This is a genomic window from Dolichospermum sp. FACHB-1250 (assembly GCF_014696335.1).
In the GTDB taxonomy this organism is placed as follows: Bacteria; Cyanobacteriota; Cyanobacteriia; order Cyanobacteriales; family Nostocaceae; genus Dolichospermum; species Dolichospermum planctonicum.
Window position 1 is genome coordinate 1 of record NZ_JACJPZ010000066.1, and the last position, 20,707, is coordinate 20,707.

Here is a 20,707-nt window from a genome sequence, read left to right on the forward strand (position 1 = left end):
TTATTGTCCAAGTTTTCACAATTAAGCCGTCAGGAGATAGAAGCAATGTTTTTAGTGAGTGATATTAAGCAAACAAGGGTCTATCAAGAAGCAAAGCAGGAGGGGAGACAGGAGGGGAGACAGGAGGGGAGACAGGAGGGGAGACAGGAGGGGAGACAGGAAGGTAAAAAAGATGAAGCAACAAACTTACTGCTAAGGATATTATCTAAACGGTTTGGAAAGTTAGGAGATAGTTATATTCAAAATATTAACAGTTTGAATATAGAACAACTGGAAAAGCTAGGAGAAGCATTATTAGATTTTACAGATATTAATGATTTAGAAACATGGTTAAAATCACCAGATAAATAAGCTTATTTAATTGTCAGAATCAGGATATCCAGGATTTTAGGATTTACAGGATGTTATTGAATGATTTTTGGTGGGGAGTTGGTGATTTTTAATCGTTCATTTCTTCTACATGAAGTGTCATTACATATTGAAGTGATGTAATTTTTTCTCTTATTCTTTGTAATATTTCATCGAACATGACATGATTTATGTTGGTTTTCAGGATAGTTTAGGTAATGATAATATCACAATCCTGTACATCCTTTAATCCTGGACATCCTGATTCTGACAATTGAGAATTTCAGATACCCAACAACTTTTAATAATCTTCTCATTTATCACATTAAGTAGGTTGGCGTTAAAAATTGTCGTTATGACAAGGAAACTCTTAACTCTTAACTCTTAACTAGGAAGAGGTTTTGGGCAACTTTACTGTTCGTTACTTATGTCGGTTTTTTCCGTTCATCTACTTATGGGTGCATAACCTAATGGTATACTGTCCGTTCTGTAGTGGGGTGTTAGGTGTCCAGGCTTGCATATTCTCTGAATCAGGATTTACAGGATTGGGAGAGGAATTAAAAACTAGTATAACATCCGCGTTCATTCGCGTTCATCTGCGTTTAATTATCAGAATCAGGATGTTCAGAATTTAAAGATGTTCAGGATGATAATAATGTACTGGATTTTGGTGGATTTTTGGCAGATGAATGAAAATAATGATGTTAATAGTTGAAAAGTTTAATATATATGCGCGGACAGATTTCTACTCTTAACATTAGTGTAAACGAAAATTTTCGCCTTGTCAAGTCCTCAAGTAAAATATTTTGTCTGATAGCGAAGCGTGGCGTTAGCCATATCAGGATGTTCAGGATTTAAGGATTTACAGGATGCAGTTTATAAACTGGCGCTGAGGATTTTTGGCAGATGAATGAAAATAATGATGTTAATAGTTGAAAAGTTTAATATATATGCGCGGACAGATTTCTACTCTTAACATTAGTGTAAACGAAAATTTTCGCCTTGTCAAGTCCTCAAGTAAAATATTTTGGGAATCCTTGCCGATATTGCCAATGGAGCATACAATTTGCCTTTTCTCGTATATAATAGTAGATTGTGTTGAATTAAAGCCATCCCATGCCTAAACTAAAGACTCGCAAGGCTGCGGCCAAGAGATTCCGCGCCACCGGTAGCGGTAAAATTGTCCGCCGTAAACCTTTCAAAAATCACTTATTAGAGCATAAATCTTCTAGCAAAAAGAGCAATATGTCAAAAATGGCAGTTGTTCATGAACGGGACGAAGAGAACGTGCGCTTAATGCTTCCATATTTGTAAAAGACACAGGTACTAAGATATGACTCGGGTAAAACGCGGTAATGTAGCTCGTAAACGCCGCAATAAAATTCTCAAATTAGCTAAAGGTTTTCGTGGTTCTCATTCCACTTTGTTTAGAACTGCTAATCAACAGGTAATGAAGGCGCTAAGAAGCGCTTACCGCGATCGCAAAAAGAAAAAGCGTGATTTTCGTCGTCTGTGGATAGCACGTATTAATGCAGCTTCCAGACAACACGGTTTAAGCTACAGCCGTTTAATTGGCAATTTGAAAAAGGCCAATGTGGAACTAAATCGCAAAATGTTGGCACAATTGGCAATTCTTGATCCGGCAAGTTTTGCTAAAATTGCAGAGTTGGCACAATCAGTTAACAGATAAAGGTGGCAACGGATGAATAACGGATGTAACAAATGGCCACTTCGGAAAATTGAAAATTAAAAATCAAGAAGTTTTTTGCAGTTTTTAATTGGAGTAAAACCCTGGGCAATGATGAAGAAGTTACATCTGGTATTATCCGCTACCTTGTTATTGATGGTTTGCCTATTTTTTTTAGGTGGCAACTTGACTGTATCGGCGGGAACAATGGCGGAAATTCAGCAGCGAGGCTATCTAAATCTAGCAGTTAAAGATAACCTCCGTCCTCTAGGTTTTAGGGATGATCAAGGCAATTTACAGGGGTTAGAAATTGATTTAGCCCAGCGTTTAGCCAGTGATTTATTAGGAAAAGCCGATGCTGTAAAATTGCAACCAGTAGCTAATAGCGATCGCTTACCTGTAGTATTTAATCAGCAAGTTGATTTAGCTATCGCTGGGGTGACAGCAACAGCATCACGTTCTCGCATGATTAGCTTCAGTGTTCCCTACTATTATGATGGTGCGGCAATAGTTACAAAAAATACATCTATTCAAGAATTAAAAGATGTAGGAAACCGGAAAATAGCGGTTCTCAACCACTCTAGCACTATTTCCTACTTAAAATATTTTACACCATCTGCTCAATTAATCGCCGTCAATTCCTACCGGCAAGGGTGGGAAAAAATAGAAAATAATCAAGTAGATGGTTTTGCTGCGGATTTTAGCGTTCTTAGTGGTTGGGTGCAAGCATATCCTCAGTATCATATACTAGTAACTAAATTATCAGCAGAACCATTATCTGTAGTTATGCCCAAAGGATTGCAATATGATGAATTAAGACGTAAAGTAAATGAAGCCATTGCCCGTTATACAGTTACAGGTTGGCTAAAAGAAAGGATAGAATATTGGGGATTGTAGTAATTAATCAATGAAGATCCCTAACTGCTTCAAGAAGTCAGATATCTATGACCTAACAGACTTTAATTTAATCAGTATTTGTAGACAATGGATAACAATTTAGTCATCATTTATCTCTCAACTTTTGTTGGTTTACTGGCATTTGCTGGTGTAAGTGTTTTTCGTCAAGTATTCAAAACTCGGAAACTTGAAAACTCCCTCAACAAGTTAAAAAACAAATTAACTAAAGAAAAAGGCACTGCTCAAGAATACTATGAATTAGCTAGTATTTATTCAGAAAAAAAAGTATTTAGCCAAGCCATAGTCCTATTTCAAAAAGCTCTAAAAGCAGCCGAAGAAGAGGGAGAAGAATCTATTGCTCCCATTTACAACGGCTTGGGATATGTTTATTTTGCTCAAGAACAATATGATTTAGCAATTCGTCAGTATAAAGAAGCTATCAAATTGAACCCAGACTATGTATCAGCCCTAAATAATCTCGGACACGCTTATGAGAAGAAAAAATTGAATGCTCAAGCGTTAGAAATGTATGAAGCCACCCTCAAATTAGCACCTAATAACGCCGTTGCTAAACGTCGGGCTGAGTCTTTGCGTCGCTTAGTTTCTGTTTAGTTTTATGGCAATTCCCATTCAAGTGAGGGACAAAAATCCAGAATTAAACGCAGATAAACGCAGATGATTCTGTTTATGGTGACAGATTGTAGATGAGATTTTGTCCATAAAACTAAATACTATCAGACTTTTTCTCAGCCCTGTCCCTAGTTTGAAGCGTATTTTTAGCTGTCTCGCGTCTTTTCAATTGTTTCAATCACTGCTAAACCTATACTAGAAAATGTCATTAGTATAATTACTGATGCGAAAAAAGCAGTGGTCAGCATTTGGAGCGCCTGATCAAAAAAAATATAGGTGGTCATTTGTTCACCTTCTGAACTTTAGATAACTACTGGTACTATTTAGGAAATTCCCAGCAGTTATATCTTAACAAAACTTTAGCTCTTTCATGACATGATAACAAAGTTTTATTATCAAAAATTTGTTCAATTTTCACTATATTCAGTGAGGTAAAATACAGAAAAACATTTCCAGTAAAATTAAAGTAAAAATTACAACTAATTCCCTTTACCCAAAACATAGTAAAGGTAATAAATTTTACTTAATTATCTTGGTACTAACCATGGAACTTATATCGTTATTCTGTAGGTAATAAAGTCTTAAATGTAGTGGAATATTGAACTAGTAAAAAATGCCTAAAAAAGACTAACTAACACAGGTTTGAATAGTAGCAATTACTGATTTAGCAAGACTTGGTAAATCATAACCTCCTTCTAAACCAAACATAATTTTTCTGGTTATACTCAAACAATATTCTGTAAATAAACTAAAATCTTCTGGTTGTAAATTCATACTTGCTAAAGGATCATTAGTATTAGCATCATAACCAGCGCTGACAATTAGTAAATCTGGGGAAAAATTGGTTAAAAATGGTAATATATCTTTTTCCCATAGGGGTTGATAGACAGTAATATCACTACCAGGAGGAATAGGTAAATTTAACACATTATTGTGTAAACCCTGTTGTGAAGCATCCCCTGTACCGGGATAAGCTGGATACTGGTGAAGAGAAATATAAGCAATTTGTGGGTGAGTTTCGACTATTGCTTCCGTACCATTACCGTGATGTACATCCCAATCTAGGATAGCAACGCGCTTAATTCCAGGTTGTTGTAAAGCGTAAAAGGCTGCGATCGCTGCATTGGAAAATAAACAAAAACCCATGCCCGTATCACTGACCGCATGATGTCCAGGTGGACGCGCTAAGACAAAAGCCGGATCTGCTGTATTAATAACTATATCAACTGCATCCAACCAAGCACTAACCGCTAACAAAGCGACATCATAACTACGGGGAGAAACGGGAGTATCCCTGTCTAAATAACCACCACCATTAGCAGCGATATTTTTAACTGTGTTAATATAAGTTGTAGAATGAACACCTTCTAGCCAAGACATTAAAGAGGGTTTTGATATAACTGGTGTAGGTAGTTTCCAGGTAATCTTTTCCGCAAAACTCGCAGTTTTTAAAGCATCAACTATAGCTGTTAACCGGGCTGGTTTTTCTGGGTGGTAGATGCCAGTTTTGTGGTTTAAAAACTCCTCAGAATAAATAACTTGTAACATATTTATACATTTAGCAGCTGCAAGATTAGATAATTATGGCAGGGTTAGGAAACTTTTTGAGGTTATATGTTAATTATATATTAATATATTATGTTAGTTGGGTAGGTTCTGGTTAATTGTCAACTCCCAACTGACGGTACTCAAGATAACTGTTTTTTTAGGGTTGTTCATGATAGGTATAGACTAACTGCTTCACTGCAAGTCAAACCCTAAACATGAACACAAATATAGATAATTTTAACTCAGTTCGTAAACCTAAAATTTTCAATCAATCAGCAAGTTTTGTTGAAGGTTGGTATTGGGTATTACCTTCTCAATCTTTGTTTGTGGGTGAGGTGAAACCCGTGACAATTTTGGGGAGAGATTTGGTAGTATATCGAGGTCAAGACAGACGCGCGATTATTTTAGATGCTTACTGTCCGCACATGGGTACAAGTTTAGCTCAAGGTAAAATTGAAGGTAATGAATTACGCTGTGTTTTACATCGTTGGAAATTTGATGCAGAAGGTATTTGTGTTGATGTTCCCGATTTAGATGAACCCATAGCTGTTAAAGCTAAAACTTGGCCAGTCGCGGAACAATATGGCATAATTTGGGTATGGACTGGGGAAACTCCACAACAACCCTTACCTTTTATTTTAGATTGGGAAAATCAAGAATTTGATTTTGCTCTCGGTGGGGAATTTAGTATTAATTGTCATCCTCATGTACTACTTCTTCAGGGTATTGATACACAACAAATTAATATAGTTTATAAATTGCCATTAAAGATGGTTTTGGAGAAACAAGAACTCAATCAAAATGCGATTATTTTTAATACAATTACCAACATTACTAGTAAGTCATTTTGGTTAAAACTCTACCGTAAGTTTTTTAATAGTTCCCTGAGTTATAGTATTTGTTATTGGTATGGTACAACAAGTATAATTTCCTTTGGTAATGATTTAACCCATCTGCACATAATATTTACCACTCGGATCTTACCGGGAGGAAAAACTCAAGGACAAACATTATTAATGTGCAAAAAACGTCAAGGTATGTTCGGAAAGTTGATTAATAAATTGATACTACGGCTAGGAAAAAGAATTAGCGATCGCTTACTTAAAAATCATGATAAAATATTACAAACTATGCGGTTTTATTTAAAAAATCCTATTAAAGCTGATTTGTCAATTATCCAGTTTATTAACCATTTGGAACGACAGAAACCTCTCACCCATGAAACTTGGCTATTACCCAGGGAAAAGGAAAGGGAGGAAGAAGTGCGTGAAGAGAGAGAAAAACGGGAAAAATGGCGAGATGAATTAGTTAATGACTAGTTAATAACTAGTTAATAACTAGGGGACTGGATTTTGCTCTATACCCCACCCTAACCCTCCCCTTGTGAAGGAGAGGGGACTGGATTTTGCTCCATACCCCACCCTCATTCTCTCCTGATGATTATTTTTCATCTTCTTCCCAATTCAAAATTTTTGAATCCAATTGTCTTAGGGTTTCTTTAACTGTATTGTCTAGTATATGATGGTCATAACCCTGAATTGATTCTGCTTCGATTTCAATGGTGATTTTAATATTAGATTCTCCTGCTTGCAATGGTGTAATTACACCACGGATTATATGTGATAGTTTAGCCCAGGGTATATCTGCTTTAAATTTGACTTTTTTAACTTTGGTAGTTTTGGGTTCATTGGTAGAATTGACATGATAAGTTCCCGTTGCAGTTTGCACTTTATCAGAATTGACTAGAGAATTTTCGACTGTTGAATTAGTTGCATTACCAGACGAGGTTTGACTGATATTTTCTGTGGTTTCACTACTATGGGAATTTCCATGATCATCAGATTGAGTTTGTAACTGTGCTTTTTCCTTTTGAGCAATTTCAGGACGTACTACAATAGCTGCTAATGTGATTTCATTCAGATTGTCGTCGTCATCTTGATAATAAAGTTGACCATTAAATCTAATCCCCAATTTACCCTCTTTAACTCCTGTTTTCACTGCTTCTAAAATGACTGATTCATTTTCTAATAACGGTTTATGTCCAGGAGTTCTCAGAAAGTTATTATAAATATCCTGTAAACTTTTCTCAGTTTCATTAACACTCAATCCTTTGTTTAAAAGTACATTTGCTGCAATCTTAGCATTAATTGATCGTTGATGTTTGAGGTGATTTTCTACCCGTTCTAGCCAAGAATTACCTTCTACTTTTGTAGCTGTACTAAAATCATTATAATCTATAGTATTTTGACCACACCATGCTAGATGACGATAAGTGATCTTCAAATTATCTATCATCTTTTCTTCTGCTTTTGTCAATTTATCTTGTAAATCAGCTTTAGATGATAAGGAAAGATTCTTTTTCAGGTCTTGATCTTCAGTGATAGCAGTTAACGCTAGATAACGTTTTAAGCTGGTTTCTAGTGTTACATAACTATTAGCATCTACAATTACTAAAAATACAGTATTTTTATAAACGCGAAAAGAAGTATTGCTAAATAATTCCTGGATAAATTGCTCAGTTTCCTGATCTCCCTTTTTATAATTAGGATGTAAGATCACTAATTTAAACTTAGTATGATCAGGAATATCCTTAGACTCTTTCCAAATATGAGTTTCAAAAAATTTACCCTTAGGCTGTGCTTTGATTAATTCCCGTAATTTATCTGTAATTTGTTCATCATCAATTAACTGCTCCTTATCAACAATAACCCGGTTTAAATTGGGTTCATTTTTAAAGCTATAAAGACGTTTTTCCTCATGAAAATACCAAAGATTATCTGCTAATTTCGCTATAGCATCTCCAATGATCATGGCAGGAATATTATCATTAAGTAGGGCTATTCTCAACCAAGATAAATTAACTCCTCTTCTGTCTGAACCGCTAAAAGAATAGAAAAACACTCCCGTTGCTAATTTAGACGCAATATTATATTTTTCATATTCACTCCCCATATCTCTATCAATCTGTTGAGATTTACCCATAATATCAGAAGTAATAATACTATCAAATGGATCACCAATATGTTTAATTAGTTCTCGCTTTAATATGGGATTTGCCAGATTTATTTGTGATGATTGAATTAAAGGGTCTGCACCTTTTTTATAAATGTCCTTAATCACTTCTGCTAATAGTCTTAATACTCCTCTAGTCCGTTGAAATTTAGGAAACGAACCCCATCTTTCATACAAAATATCTATCAATTCGGGATGAAATGGATAAGCTTGTTCTATTTTAGTCCGATAGCTAAGTTCTTTAACTTCCGAGGGTACATCATTACCTAATTGTTGATAAAGACGAAAATAGGTTTCTGCTGTTTGTTTATGTTGGTTAATATCTCCTATATTGTCAAATAACCGTTTTCTGACAACTTCATAAATTTCTATACCATCTACAGGTACATAAATACTCTCTACTCTACCCGATACTTTTTCTAATTGAGATAATGCTCTAGTTGCAGCCTCATCAAATTTTTCTAAATCACTTTTTGGTAAGGTTAAAATTAATACGGAATTACTAGAAGCAGCAATGACCTCCGTAATTTCTTGTAAAAATACTAACGTTTGTCCTTGGGCAATTTTTTCCTGTTTTTCTAATTCATTAGCTTTGGTAATATATGCTAATAATTCATCTATTAAAATCAAAACTGAGCCACTTTGTTTGATGATTTCTCTTAAAATCTCTTTTCCGGGAGCAATACGTTTTTGGTCATGGTCTTTAATTAAATGATAACAACCCAGTTGTTCTGCTATTTCTCCCCAGGGAGTTTTCCCATTAATCACATCTGCTTCTGTGCCTAAAAATACCGCTACCTTGGTATGGGGAATGGATAAATTATTTGCTAAAGATTGAATTTGTGGTAAATGATTAACTTCATGAAATGATTTAACTAGATGATAAATTGCTAATAAAGAATGGGTTTTACCACCACCAAAGGGGGTTTGTAGTTGAATAACCTTATCTCCTGTACTATTAGTTATGCAGCTTAAAACGTTACAAATTAATTTTTGTAAACCGCTAGTTAAATAGGTTTTTGCAAAGAATAAGCGAGGGTCTAAATATTCTTGGGGTGCTGTACCTTTAACCACTTCTGCAATATCCACAGCAAAGGATGATTCGTTAAATGTCCCGTCACAAATTTCTTTTGTTGGAGTGGCAATATTCCACCATGCTGGTAATGTCATTGTTTTTTCTCCTGTTGATTTTTGATTGACTAAGTAGGTTGGCGTTAAAAATTGTCGTTATGACAAGGGAACTCTTAACTGGGAACAGGGAACAGGTTTTGGGTAACTTTACTTTTCGTTACTTATGTCGGTTTTTTTCCGTTTACCTACTTATATTTACCGTAGGTTGGGTTGAGGAACGAAACCCAACATTTGTAAGTTACAGCGTTTTCCGCGCTAATAAGGTACAAAATTGAATCATGAAACTCTTGTGGTGCGGGCATCTTGCCCGCTAGATATGTACCTGATAACACCGGGAACTGCTGTATTATTTGTTAGCTTTTGTTGGGTTTCACTTCGTTCTACCCAACCTACGGACTTCAGATCCTCTCCCCATAGAAAAGAGGTGTAATAATTTTCCAACAACCCTGATTAAAATAACCCTAATTGTTTACCTTCATTTCCTCCCTTTTGATAACTTTCCCGTCCATAAAGTAAACCTTGTAACATCTGCTTCTCCTTATCACCATCTGGTAATACCTCAGAAATAGATTGTGCTACTTGCCAAAAGGCATTATTGTTTAATTGTCCTGTGTTGGTTAAAAGTTCTGTAATTTTCTCTCTATTATTCTTCTCCCATAATAATAACATTTGATGCAGGATATCAATCATGTTTTCTAGTTTTTCTTGGTCAATAAATTTTTTATCTCTGTCCTTGGGACTGAGGACAGTAATAAATTCTTTATCTTTCTTAATAAATCCCTTATTCCAATATTCCGTAATTTCTATACCACAAGCAGAGGCTAATTTTCGTCCTTCGTCAAATATGACTTTACTATTACCAAATGTCCAGCGCCATAGTAAATAAAATCGGGTTTGGGGGTCAATTCCTCCTAGTTCTTGGGGGTTTTTGAGAATTTTAGTTAATGCGTATTCACTAACAGTCTTACGGATAAATTCTAATAGAGTTGCTGCTGCTATGGTCTCTCCTGCGTAGGTTTCCACAGTCGCATATTTTCCCACTATTTCTAATGCAGGACCAATAGCAGAAATAAAGAAATCACTACCGCTGATTCCTTGACTCCAAAAATGCTCTAATCTTTCTTGGATTTTTTCCTGTATTTCGGTTTCTATTTCTTCAAAATAAGCTGTTTCTGCACTGGTGCGTTTACGACATACCATATATATTGATGATGCTAATGCTGCTGATTGTTTTGCTCTCATTCTAACTTTCATTTCACTATGAATGGGAATACTTGCTGTTAGATATAAGTTAGCTTTGGAAAGCGCATTAATAATAGTTTCCCAAGCATCTGTAGATTTATGGGCAAAAACAATGACAGCTATTCCTGATGGTTTTAAGGTGCGGGAAATTTCTTGAAACGCTTGACCGATTTTTTCTTCAAAAAATTGTTTTCCTGCTTCTGCACCACCGTTATGACTATAAGCTACTGCTTCATCAGATTTAGGAGTTAAGGGAGTGGCAAATAATTCGGGGTAATATTCTCCGATAGTTCTGGATAACCAAACATAGAAAAAATCTGATAAATAAGAATAGGGAATACTATCATAATAAGGAGGATCTGTAATTATTGCATCAAAATAATTATCAGGATAGGGTAAATTTGTAGCCGATGATTGGGTTGTTGTAGCAAAATTAATAGAAGATATAGAATTATTTTCAATTACTCTATTAATCCAATTTAAAGCAGAGTTGAAATCTCCTGTTGCTTCACTTGCAGGATTTAATTCAAGATAATCCCAAATCATTGGTAATGCTTGTCTTGTAAAAGTATTACCTACAAATTCACCATTACAAACCCATCTTGTCAAGATTGAATTATAATCGACTAATCTATCAACACCTAAAGCCAAATAAGTAGCGATCGCTTTTGCATAATCTTCATCATAACCTTCTTGTAAAATTAATTGATGAGCTTGTTTTACCGCATCAGCAAACGTAATTAAAGCCAATTGTTGACGGGAATTAAATAAAGATCCCCATGTATTCATTCCATAAACCCAAACATTAATCACACCAAAAGTAATTGGTACTCTGGTTAAAGGTTCATCAGGAACAGGATCAATACCCCACTTATCCCATAACTCATTGCGCTTAGATTCTAAATAAGATTGAGCATGATTAAATATTTCCATATCTTCAGCAGTTGCTAACCGATAGGTTTTACCAGATGATTTAGGATTGTGTAAAACTACCGCTACCATTCTTTGACTAGCAATACCATCTATAAATTGTTTTCTGGTATCCTTGTCAGTTAAACTACTACCACAACAGGGACAAATAACCTTAGCTCTTGCTACTGTACCCGTTGCAGGATCAAAATCAATACCATCATTTTCCACAATTGCAAAATCAATTTGATTATTTCCTGATTCATGAATAATCGGAATAATTTTTAAAGCAACTTTTTTGTTATCTTTTTTAGCTAACCACAGATTAGAAGTTAAGGGAATTTCTACCCTACAATCAGGATTTTGACAAGTAACCGTTCTCATCCAATAATAACCTACAGGGATGCGTCCATCAGTTTCATGGGGGTAAAATGTACCGATTTCCTTCTTGGCTGTTTCTAATACCCAATTACCCCATTTTTTCACATCTTCCAATAGAGGATTATAGGTTTGTGGAGTTTCTCCTCCTGTAGTTTCCTTAAATATTCTAGTTTTTAATTGTCCATATTTTTGGGGAAATTCTAAAGTAGCTTTTTCAATTAAAACCGCTACAGGGTTTAAATCATTAGCGAAGGTTTCACAACCCAATCTTAACGCTTCTAAGGGAATAGAACCACCACCAGAAAAGGGGTCTAAAACCTTGGGAGGAATACCACCATGAGCTTGTAAAATATCTGCCCTAGCTTGATTTAATAATTCTTGATTATTAGCATTTTCCCATTTAGAAAGTTCTGCAATAAATTGATTTTTCTGGTTCATTTCTGATGCTGTAAAAGCGGGAACTAAAGCAGCATAAATAGTAGCACGGGAAGCAGCTAAAGGTTTTCTTGACCACCAAATATGTAAGGTAGAAATATGTCCATGTCTAATATTTTTTTCTTTAGCGGAATATTCGCTAACTTCTTGGATAGGGAATGATTGTTCGATAGCTGCTTGGTTCATGGTTTTGGTAGTGATTTTGGTAGTGATTTTGGTAGTGATTTTGGTAGTGATTTTGTTGGTTGTGAGGTTTTCAGATCCCCAAATTATCTCACAAGTGGGGGGGATCTGGTTCATATTTCTGGTTAATTTTGCGTTACATAAGAATCAATTAACTGCTGAAATTCCTCTACAGAGTTAACCTGAATACTGGGTAAAAGTAAATTTTCCAGGATAGACATATCATCAATTTCCTTGATAGTATAGATTATTTTTTCTGGAAGATTAGCAAATCTGTTAGAGAGGATTTTGATAATGTTTTCTTGACGAGTTTTTCTAGCACCAATTTCCTTACCAATTTCCTTTCCTTTGGCTTGGGCGTTTTCTTCGATAGTGCTGAGGAATGGCATATTTAACTCCTGTTCGTAATCATCTAAGTTTCAAATCCCCAATTTCTTAAAAAAGTCGGAGATCTGAATTTGGTTAATTTTGCGTTACATAAGAATCAATTAACTGCTGAAATTCCTCTACAGAGTTAACCTGAATACTGGGTAAAAGTAAATTTTCCAGGATAGACATATCATCAATTTCCTTGATAGTATAGATTATTTTTTCTGGAAGATTAGCAAATCTGCTAGAGAGGATTTTGATAATGTTTTCTTGGCAATTTTTTCTAGCACCAATTTCCTTACCAATTTCCTTACCAATTTCCTTACCTTTGGCTTGGGCGTTTTCTTCGATAGTGCTGAGGAATGGCATATTTAACTCCTGTTCGTAATCATCTAATTTGGTTTCAAATGCTGTTTGTAATGGTAGTGGTAAAGTCATCATTTTATCAATGATCTTGACTAGATTAATAATATCAAACCTAGTTAAGCCTCTTTGATATAATGCTCTAACCAAACTCCATTTCCATTGTTCTCTTGCAGTTAAATTACTAGTGGTAGCTTTGGTTTTCAGATGTGCCATGACTATTGTAGCAAAGAGATTATCATTTGTGTTCAAATATTCCCATTCATAATCTAATAGTTTGACTATACTAAATTCCATTTTGACTCGACTATTACCTAAACCGTATTCATAACTATTTGGTCGCCAATTTTTGTTTTCATCTCCTAATATTGCTAAACTAATTACTGGTTTATGAAATAAATCATAAGAGCGATAATTATAGATAAACATTCTTTGGGAAAATTGTTTATCATATTGACTTTGCACTTCTATATGAATCAAAATCCAAATTATTTCATTATTTAATAAACTAACTTGAAATAATTTATCTGCATACCGTTTTTCTGTCTGACTTGAGGCTGTAATTTGTTCTAATTCTTTATCTAAGGATATTGGTTGTTTAGTCCAGTCAATTTGTTGGTGAATTTCTGGATAAAAGAACTGTAAGAATAATTCAAAATATTCTCCTATTGCTTCTTTCCATGTTTCATCATAATTTGCTGTAATTTCCGTCATGATTACTATTTTTTCCCTGGTTAATGATGGTTAATGATTCTATTATTATATCAGATACCCGACTTTTTTAAGAAGTTGGGTATTTAAGAAGCTAACTCTGATAATGTTGACAATTAGCATGATAGCGCCAATCATTCACAATATAACGAATTACACTTACTTCCTCATCAGGTTTAAGACAAAGTGCAGGATTTTGAATTTTGTGTAATTTAGGATTAGTTGCCGCATTTTCCACAATATAAAGCCAATATTCATCCCCTAAACGATTAGCCATGACCCATTCATTGGGAGTTAAAGAAATTGACCCAGAACTGGATCTAGCCTTAACTTCAATATAACGATATTTCCCTAAATTATCCCAGGAACGAATGTCATAACCAACATCTTTTAAAGAAACATCTTCAGGATTTCTTTGTTCTTTTTGCTCATATTCCATAGCAGTTTTCATACCAATTAATTCAATTTCTTTGTTATTGTGTTGCTCAGAATTAGTAGCTGTTGGTATGACTTGAATAACGCTTAAAATCTCAGGTTCAGAAAGATAAAGATTAGTTTCTACTCTGATATCTTTTTCTAACTTGAGTTTTTTCTGTTCTAAATCATCACGGTGACGCTGTTCATTGCCCATAATGACATCAGGAATATTATGACCTTTGATTCTTCTAATTTCATAGTCAGTTAATTTAGCTTCTGACTCTAAAATTAAAGCATCAATGGATTTTAATCCGTATTTTCGCTTAATTTGAGCATCTGATAACCGTTTTTGTAATAATTCTTGTTGATAGGGGTCTAAATAGTTATCTAAAATATAAGCTATAGCATCTTCCAGTTTAGATTTCAGATTGCTAACTTTTAATTCTTCTCTTAATTTGTCTATAATTTCTGTAGATTCATCATTGGGTTTTAAATCCCATAACACCGCAGGATTAACAATTTGAAAATTATCTAACTTGTCTTGATATAAACACACTAATTTGCGTCCGGCTATTTCTCCATTACCATCTTTAATTTCACCAGACATAAACCACAATAAACCATCCCATTTACCATCAGGATCTAAAAAAACTGCACCTTGATCTATTTCTTTTTGATATTGTTTAAATAAATACTCTAAAATTGCTTCCATTAAAGGATGACCACTGGTAACAAGTTCTACTTTTGCTTGGAAAGAGGTTTTTTTATCAAAACCAAATCTTAAATATTCTCGTTGCACTTCTCCATATTTAAGTTTAAATTCATGGGGTTGATTTCTTAACTCAAAGGGTACATTAGGAATGCGCCAAAAACCATCTTGACGTTTTTCTACCTTAATTTTTAAATGTTTAGTTGCTCGTAAAAAGAACCTTTCTATATATTCTGGTACAAGACGATTTTCCTTGGCTGTACGCTGTTCTTCATTAATGTGAGATAAATCAATATGACGAGTAGCTAGGGCTTCTAAACTAGCTTGTTTAACTTTATTAATTGCCTCCATATCTGGAACTTTATCCATGTCTGCTAAGATATCATCTATGGTTCTTTTATTAGCAATAGCTTCTAAAATTAAATCCTTTAAACTAGCACCTTGTAAAACATCACCAATAACATCAAAAACTCTATCTCCTAGAGCTTCTTTCATTGCTTCTAACTTATCAAATAACTTTTGTAAAACCTGACCTTCCCTAGTATCCAAAGCCACTAAATTGTAAATATGCACTTGATGTTTTTGTCCATAGCGATGAATTCTACCCATTCTTTGTTCTAAGCGATTAGGATTCCAAGGAATATCATAATTAACCATTAACCAACAAAATTGTAGATTAATACCTTCACCTGCGGCTTCCGTAGCTACCATAATTTGAGTTTTATTTTCAAACTCATATTCAGCTTTAATCCGAGCATCCATATTTAACCCACCATGAATTACAGTAACACTGTATTGCCAATTTTTCATTTTTTCAGCTAAGTATTCCATGGTGTCTTTTGACTCAGTGAAAATTAATAATTTTTCGCCGCTTTCCCTGATTTTTCTTTCTTCTAAAACTTCCCGGAGACGATTGAGTTTAGTTTCAATTTCTTGCTTCTCTACTGCTTTAGCTAACTTAACTAAAAACTTTAAGCTAGTAATTTCTAACTTTAATTCATCTAAAGATTCTGCTGAGGTTAATTTAGCTAGTAATTCTTCTTCTTGATTGTAACGTTTATCATCTTCTAAATCTTCTAAGTAGTCTTCATGATAGAGACCATCCTGAATTAATGTACCTTTTTTATATAAATCTTCTAAGCGTTGTTGACGACGTTCTAAAGATTTGAGAACTGCTCGCACACTAGAAGCCAAACGTCTTTGGAGAACAGTTAAAGCAAAAGCAACATTACGTTTTTCTTTTTGCAGAGCTTTGTTAAAGTTTTTTTCTACATAATCAGTAACAGCATCATAAAGTTTTTTCTCATCTTGATTCAGATAATATTTAATAGTTTCCACTAACCGGGGTAGAAATAAAGGTTGACCATCAAAGTTTTTTAGATCTTCCTTTAAACGACGTAAAAATAAAGGATTATCCTGATCCTCAATAGAAGTTGCTAACATTTCTGTATTAGCAAAGAAGTTAGGCTGGAGTAAGTCTAAAAATAATTTGAAATTTTCAGGATCTCCTCGATGGGGTGTAGCCGTTAATAGAATTAAATATTTAGAATTAGTAGATAGGGTTTCTCCTACGGTATAACGTGCGGTTTTACTGATTTTCTCACCATATTTGTAAGCAGACATTTTATGAGCTTCATCAACGATAACTAAGTCCCATCTAGCATCGTTAAAAGCCGACTGTACATCATTTTGTTTGATAAAATCAAGGGAGGTAATAATTTGGGGAAATTCCGTCCAAACATTTTGACTCCAATTAGCATTAATTACTCCTCTGTCAACTATGGAAAACCTTTCAGAAAACCGATCTTTCATTTCTCGTAGCCATTGATTTTTTAAGTGACCAGGAACAACAATTAATACCCTATTTACTAAACCTCGATATTTTAATTCTTTAATCAATAATCCCCCCATAATAGTTTTACCAGCGCCGGGGTCATCTGCTAATAAGAAACGAATATTAGGACTTTTAAGAATATAATGATAAATAGCCTCAATTTGATGGGGTAATGGGTCCACTTGGGATGCACTGATCCCATATAGGGGGTCAAATTGAAAAGCATTGCGAATGCGTGTTCCCTCTAAATATAAAAATACTGATTCAGAATTACCTGTAAATTGGAATTGTGCTTCTTTTTGTTCTTGGAGATCAATTAATTCTTGAATAGGAATAACAGGATCATAATATTTATTAGTATTAATCCCAACAGCTTCTATTTTCACCCTGGAAGTCCCTATCATTTTAAATGATGAAAGTTTTACGGGTTCAGGAAATTTATCCCCGCAAATAATGATTCCTGGTTGTAACTGTTCTATTTTCATGATTTATACCTCTAAAATCGCCAAAATTCTTGATTCCTGATGGCTTGGGAATTAAGATCTAAGTAAATTCTATTGTCTTTACCTACCTATAGAAATTATACAGTAAATAATTGAAAAAATAGCGGACTTACGCAGAATATTCCTCAAACTTTCATTTCTCTGTGTTCTCTGTGCCTTTGTGGTTCGTTATTCCCTATTCCGTGACTCGTGCGTAAGTCCTAAAACATTTACAAAACTGATGTCATCTATCTGAAGATAGATATTGCAATACCAACTCTTTCAGTATCTCGTGATTTCTCCTCAAAAAGCGATCGCCAAGCTTTTCAGAAGTTTCTTAGTCCTGAAAAAGTAAAATCTATGACTCAAGTTTTTTAAGTATATGCAGATGTTAGTTAAATTAGCTTTTGCAGTAATTCAGGAATTTGAGACGGACTATCGGCCAGAGGAATTTTTAAGGACTTAAAAGCAGCCAATTTACTTTCTACCGTGCCAAAATTAGCAGAACGTCCAATTACAGTGGCTAAAGTTCCTGTTTGTTGCCAATTTTGTGTGGGTGGTGCGTGTCTACCGGCAATATAAGCAACTACAGGTTTATCAATTGTTTCTGCAATATATTTTGCTGCTGCTTCTTCACTTCCTCCTCCAGGTTGACCGATTAAAACAATAGCTGCTGTGGTGTCATCTTCATCGAGAATTTGTAACCATTGCAGAAATGAAGAACCGACAATAGTATCACTGCCAATACTAACACTAATTGACTGTCCCAAACCCACCTTTGTTAACTCCCAAGCGACTTCATAGGTAAGGGTACTACTACGGCTGACAATTCCCACAGGACCTGGGATATAAAATTCACGTTCGTGAGTACCCAGCAGAATTTTCCCAGGAACGATAATTCCCGGACTATTTGGACCGATAATTAGGGTTTCACCTGCTTCTGTTTTCCTAAGTAATTGCACCATATCCAGAGGTGGGACACCAGCAGTGATAATAATAATTTGGGGGATATGAGACGCTATTGCTTCTAAAGCTGCATCCAAAACTTGATCCGGTGGAACACAAATAATTGTTGTGTCAATCTGTCCAAATTTGGCAATAACCTCCTCAACTAAATCAAATACTGGTAGATTATATATTTGCTGTCCACCATGTCCAGGATTGACACCAGCTACCAAATTTGTACCATAAGCTTGCATTTGAGCAATATGATTTGCTGATATAAATTCACAAAATCCCTGGATTAAAACTTTACTTTCTGGTGTTAAGTTCATAATTTGTTAGTGGTCAGTTGTCAGTAGGTAGGTAATTCAATTTGTAAGTAATCAGCTTGTAAGTAATCAGCTATGACAATCCTTCATCCCCGGATCCCATCACCTGAATTATTGCTTTAATTTTTAACTTTTAAGTTTTAACTTTTAAGTTTTAACTTTTAAGTTTTAACTTTTACTTCCCTGTTCCTCTTTTTATCCTCAGGTAATTTCACTAAACGAACTGCTTCCTTAACTGCTTCATCTAAATTTTCCACAAGTACCAGTGATTGATTGGTGTTTTTAAATGTGGCTAGATATTCTCTGACATCATTAAATTGAGAACCAACTAAACGCAGAACTAAACGGGGTAAATTTACCTGATTTTCACCCTTGTTACTGTTACCATTAGCAATTGACATCTCAGATCTGATTTCACTTTTATCTAATTGCAGAAATTTACTGATAATTTCGGGAAATTGGTCAAGTTGAGGAATAGTTCCTAAAAAGTTGATTAAAATAACTTGAATACTTTGATCTGCCGCCAAAGTTTTCAAACTACTGATCAAGCGATCGCTAAAAGTCGTTGATTTAGTATCACTCATAAATGAGTGACGCAAGTTGACACATTTACCAGGTTTACCACCTGCATAAACAACCGCATCCAATGTTGTGAATATAGACCCTTTCCCGTTACCTACGATACCAATTTTACCGGGCATTTCTAAGCTATCCCAACTGCCTAAAAAGTCGTTCTTTTTTTGACTACCATGACGACGGCCAACCATTTTTGCGGCCATGTCAGCTATTTCGGGATGACGGTTAATAGCTCGCTCATTAACCCTGATTTTACCATTCAAAGCCATGACCTGACCCATTGAGTTCACACCCAAAGGATTAATTTCTACTAGGTCCAAATCTTTCTGAATAAATAACTGGTAGAGTTTCTCGACAATGTTGCTCACAGACTGCATCAAAGTACCCTGCAAACCCATTTTCAAAGCCAGTCGTCGAGCGTAAAATGCAGAAAATTCCTGTTCAACAACCACGTGCTGGAATTTTTCTCCTGCTGTTTCCCAGTCAATATTTGCTTCTGTACAACCCAATAAAACGGGACGACACAGCGCAGTATCCAAAACTACAGCAAGATAAAACTCCTCTTGAGCATCATACTTTGATTCTGCCAATAAGACTTCTGGGAATTGTCCCCAAATTGGTAGATTAAATATATTTTGTGCCGCAGCTATGGCATCAATGGTCGTTTCTACGATTCTCACCCCACCAGCTTTTTCTCTTTCCCCCCCTTGTACCTGGGATTTCAGCACAATCGGGTAAGGAATTTTTAAGCGTTTTAAATCTGTGGGATGATCTATTCTTTGGGATGGTAGGACAGGAATCCCGATTTTACCAAACCATTCTTTAACTTGATACTCCAATAAATCCATTGAGATACACCTTGTATTGACAACTCCAACGCTATATATTCTTGATAATATCTAATATTCTGCACGATCCTGAAGATTATGGAATTTGGCTTTGGTTAACTGAAAAATTTCTTTTGCCATTGTCTAATTTTTGACGCTCCCCGGCCTATAGAGGGACGGGGATTCTTGTTTCAATGAGCAACCTTACTCAAACTTGTTACCAAGTCTCAGCAGAGGGTAATCTCTCCACAAGCGTTATTAGTTCCGGTGCGCCCGACGGTACTTAAATCATAGCCACTTTGTCTTAGTGCTTTAGTGAGAATGTTAATTGCAGCATTGTGGTCACGGTCGAGAACACAACCACATTTACAAACATGACTTCTAACTGATAGGGATTTTCTAACTATTTCTCCGCAATTAGAACAATTTTGAGAAGTATATTGTGGTGCAACTGATACAATTACACGACCATAGACTTTACCAAAATATTCTAACCATTGAGTAAACAATGACCAAGAAATTTTAGATTTTAGATTTTAGATTTTAGATTTTAGATTGGGAATTTTCGGTACAAGTAGGGGGCAACGGCCGTTGACCCCTACAATTTCAGGGCGGAACTAATCCAAAATTGTTAATCTAAAATCCCCAAGCTCCACACTTGAGGGTGGAGTCAATCCAAAATCCAAAATCGTAAATCCAAAATCCACTGACCATCCAGCATCACTAATTGACTTAGCTAATTTGC

The 20,707-nt window shown here is 35.1% G+C and carries 14 protein-coding genes and 1 pseudogene; 6 read left to right on the forward strand and 9 right to left on the reverse strand.

The genetic code is table 11. The features are described 5' to 3' along the window. From H6F39_RS17985 to H6F39_RS18005, 5 genes are all read left to right on the forward strand, one after another. On the forward strand, positions 1 to 351 hold a 351-nt coding region (locus H6F39_RS17985), incomplete at its 5' end, for a DUF4351 domain-containing protein (RefSeq protein ID WP_190372716.1). 1,113 nt (positions 352 to 1,464) lie between these two features. Next, a complete protein-coding gene (gene rpmI, locus H6F39_RS17990) occupies positions 1,465 to 1,662 on the forward strand; it encodes a 50S ribosomal protein L35 (RefSeq protein WP_028090710.1) in 198 nt (65 codons plus the stop codon). Between the two features lie 19 nt (positions 1,663 to 1,681). Further along, complete coding sequence (gene rplT, locus H6F39_RS17995; RefSeq protein WP_028085520.1) at positions 1,682 to 2,038, forward strand: 50S ribosomal protein L20; 357 nt, start codon at positions 1,682 to 1,684, stop codon at positions 2,036 to 2,038. Between the two features lie 108 nt (positions 2,039 to 2,146). Beyond that, positions 2,147 to 2,932, forward strand: coding sequence for a transporter substrate-binding domain-containing protein (locus H6F39_RS18000; protein ID WP_190372726.1), 786 nt, complete (start codon positions 2,147 to 2,149; stop codon positions 2,930 to 2,932). 87 nt (positions 2,933 to 3,019) lie between these two features. Continuing rightward, positions 3,020 to 3,544 carry a tetratricopeptide repeat protein gene (locus H6F39_RS18005; RefSeq protein ID WP_137909447.1) on the forward strand — a complete coding sequence of 175 codons (525 nt, stop codon included), beginning with the start codon at positions 3,020 to 3,022 and terminating at the stop codon, positions 3,542 to 3,544. Positions 3,545 to 4,189: 645 nt separating this feature from the next. Here the strand turns inward: H6F39_RS18005 and H6F39_RS18010 are convergent. After that, positions 4,190 to 5,110, reverse strand: a complete 921-nt coding sequence (locus H6F39_RS18010) for a histone deacetylase (protein ID WP_190397163.1) — start codon at positions 5,108 to 5,110, stop codon at positions 4,190 to 4,192. Positions 5,111 to 5,325: 215 nt separating this feature from the next. On the opposite strand from H6F39_RS18010, the gene H6F39_RS18015 reads away from it, so the two are divergent. Continuing rightward, a complete protein-coding gene (locus tag H6F39_RS18015; protein ID WP_190372717.1) occupies positions 5,326 to 6,429 on the forward strand; it encodes an aromatic ring-hydroxylating dioxygenase subunit alpha in 1,104 nt (367 codons plus the stop codon). Between the two features lie 121 nt (positions 6,430 to 6,550). Here the strand turns inward: H6F39_RS18015 and H6F39_RS18020 are convergent, their stop codons facing one another. From H6F39_RS18020 to H6F39_RS18055, 8 genes and pseudogenes are all read right to left on the reverse strand, one after another. Next, positions 6,551 to 9,292 carry an ATP-binding protein gene (locus tag H6F39_RS18020; RefSeq protein WP_190397164.1) on the reverse strand — a complete coding sequence of 914 codons (2,742 nt, stop codon included), beginning with the start codon at positions 9,290 to 9,292 and terminating at the stop codon, positions 6,551 to 6,553. A gap of 411 nt (positions 9,293 to 9,703) precedes the next feature. Next, positions 9,704 to 12,520 (reverse strand): DUF1156 domain-containing protein, encoded by a 2,817-nt coding sequence (locus tag H6F39_RS18025; protein WP_199290982.1) that lies wholly within the window; start codon positions 12,518 to 12,520, stop codon positions 9,704 to 9,706. Between the two features lie 8 nt (positions 12,521 to 12,528). Continuing rightward, on the reverse strand, positions 12,529 to 12,792 hold the full coding sequence (locus H6F39_RS18030) for a hypothetical protein (RefSeq protein WP_190397165.1): 264 nt from the start codon (positions 12,790 to 12,792) through the stop codon (positions 12,529 to 12,531). 73 nt (positions 12,793 to 12,865) lie between these two features. Then, complete coding sequence (locus H6F39_RS18035) at positions 12,866 to 13,849, reverse strand: hypothetical protein (protein WP_190397166.1); 984 nt, start codon at positions 13,847 to 13,849, stop codon at positions 12,866 to 12,868. 91 nt (positions 13,850 to 13,940) lie between these two features. After that, the gene (locus H6F39_RS18040) at positions 13,941 to 17,291 is read right to left on the reverse strand and encodes a helicase-related protein (protein ID WP_190397167.1); all 3,351 of its coding nucleotides are present in this window, start codon (positions 17,289 to 17,291) and stop codon (positions 13,941 to 13,943) included. A 392-nt stretch (positions 17,292 to 17,683) separates the two neighbouring features. After that, positions 17,684 to 18,562 carry a CoA-binding protein gene (locus H6F39_RS18045; RefSeq protein ID WP_137909439.1) on the reverse strand — a complete coding sequence of 293 codons (879 nt, stop codon included), beginning with the start codon at positions 18,560 to 18,562 and terminating at the stop codon, positions 17,684 to 17,686. A 158-nt stretch (positions 18,563 to 18,720) separates the two neighbouring features. After that, positions 18,721 to 19,983, reverse strand: coding sequence for an ATP-grasp domain-containing protein (locus H6F39_RS18050; RefSeq protein WP_190397168.1), 1,263 nt, complete (start codon positions 19,981 to 19,983; stop codon positions 18,721 to 18,723). A gap of 206 nt (positions 19,984 to 20,189) precedes the next feature. Next, a pseudogene (locus tag H6F39_RS18055) lies at positions 20,190 to 20,489 on the reverse strand (zinc ribbon domain-containing protein); the annotation flags it as partial. Positions 20,490 to 20,707: the final 218 nt, after the last annotated feature.

What these genes read in the sequence shown, in the direction of transcription:
- H6F39_RS18045 (WP_137909439.1), bottom strand. Translation starts at nt 18,562, where the DNA reads ATGAACTTAACACCAGAAAGTAAAGTTTTAATCCAGGGATTTTGTGAA.
- H6F39_RS18005 (WP_137909447.1), top strand. Translation starts at nt 3,020, where the DNA reads ATGGATAACAATTTAGTCATCATTTATCTCTCAACTTTTGTTGGTTTA.
- H6F39_RS18010 (WP_190397163.1), bottom strand. Translation starts at nt 5,110, where the DNA reads ATGTTACAAGTTATTTATTCTGAGGAGTTTTTAAACCACAAAACTGGC.
- H6F39_RS18030 (WP_190397165.1), bottom strand. Translation starts at nt 12,792, where the DNA reads ATGCCATTCCTCAGCACTATCGAAGAAAACGCCCAAGCCAAAGGAAAG.
- H6F39_RS18050 (WP_190397168.1), bottom strand. Translation starts at nt 19,983, where the DNA reads ATGGATTTATTGGAGTATCAAGTTAAAGAATGGTTTGGTAAAATCGGG.
- H6F39_RS18020 (WP_190397164.1), bottom strand. Translation starts at nt 9,292, where the DNA reads ATGACATTACCAGCATGGTGGAATATTGCCACTCCAACAAAAGAAATT.
- H6F39_RS18040 (WP_190397167.1), bottom strand. Translation starts at nt 17,291, where the DNA reads ATGAAAATAGAACAGTTACAACCAGGAATCATTATTTGCGGGGATAAA.
- rplT (WP_028085520.1), top strand. Translation starts at nt 1,682, where the DNA reads ATGACTCGGGTAAAACGCGGTAATGTAGCTCGTAAACGCCGCAATAAA.
- H6F39_RS18035 (WP_190397166.1), bottom strand. Translation starts at nt 13,849, where the DNA reads ATGACGGAAATTACAGCAAATTATGATGAAACATGGAAAGAAGCAATA.
- rpmI (WP_028090710.1), top strand. Translation starts at nt 1,465, where the DNA reads ATGCCTAAACTAAAGACTCGCAAGGCTGCGGCCAAGAGATTCCGCGCC.
- H6F39_RS18025 (WP_199290982.1), bottom strand. Translation starts at nt 12,520, where the DNA reads ATGAACCAGATCCCCCCCACTTGTGAGATAATTTGGGGATCTGAAAAC.
- H6F39_RS18000 (WP_190372726.1), top strand. Translation starts at nt 2,147, where the DNA reads ATGATGAAGAAGTTACATCTGGTATTATCCGCTACCTTGTTATTGATG.
- H6F39_RS18015 (WP_190372717.1), top strand. Translation starts at nt 5,326, where the DNA reads ATGAACACAAATATAGATAATTTTAACTCAGTTCGTAAACCTAAAATT.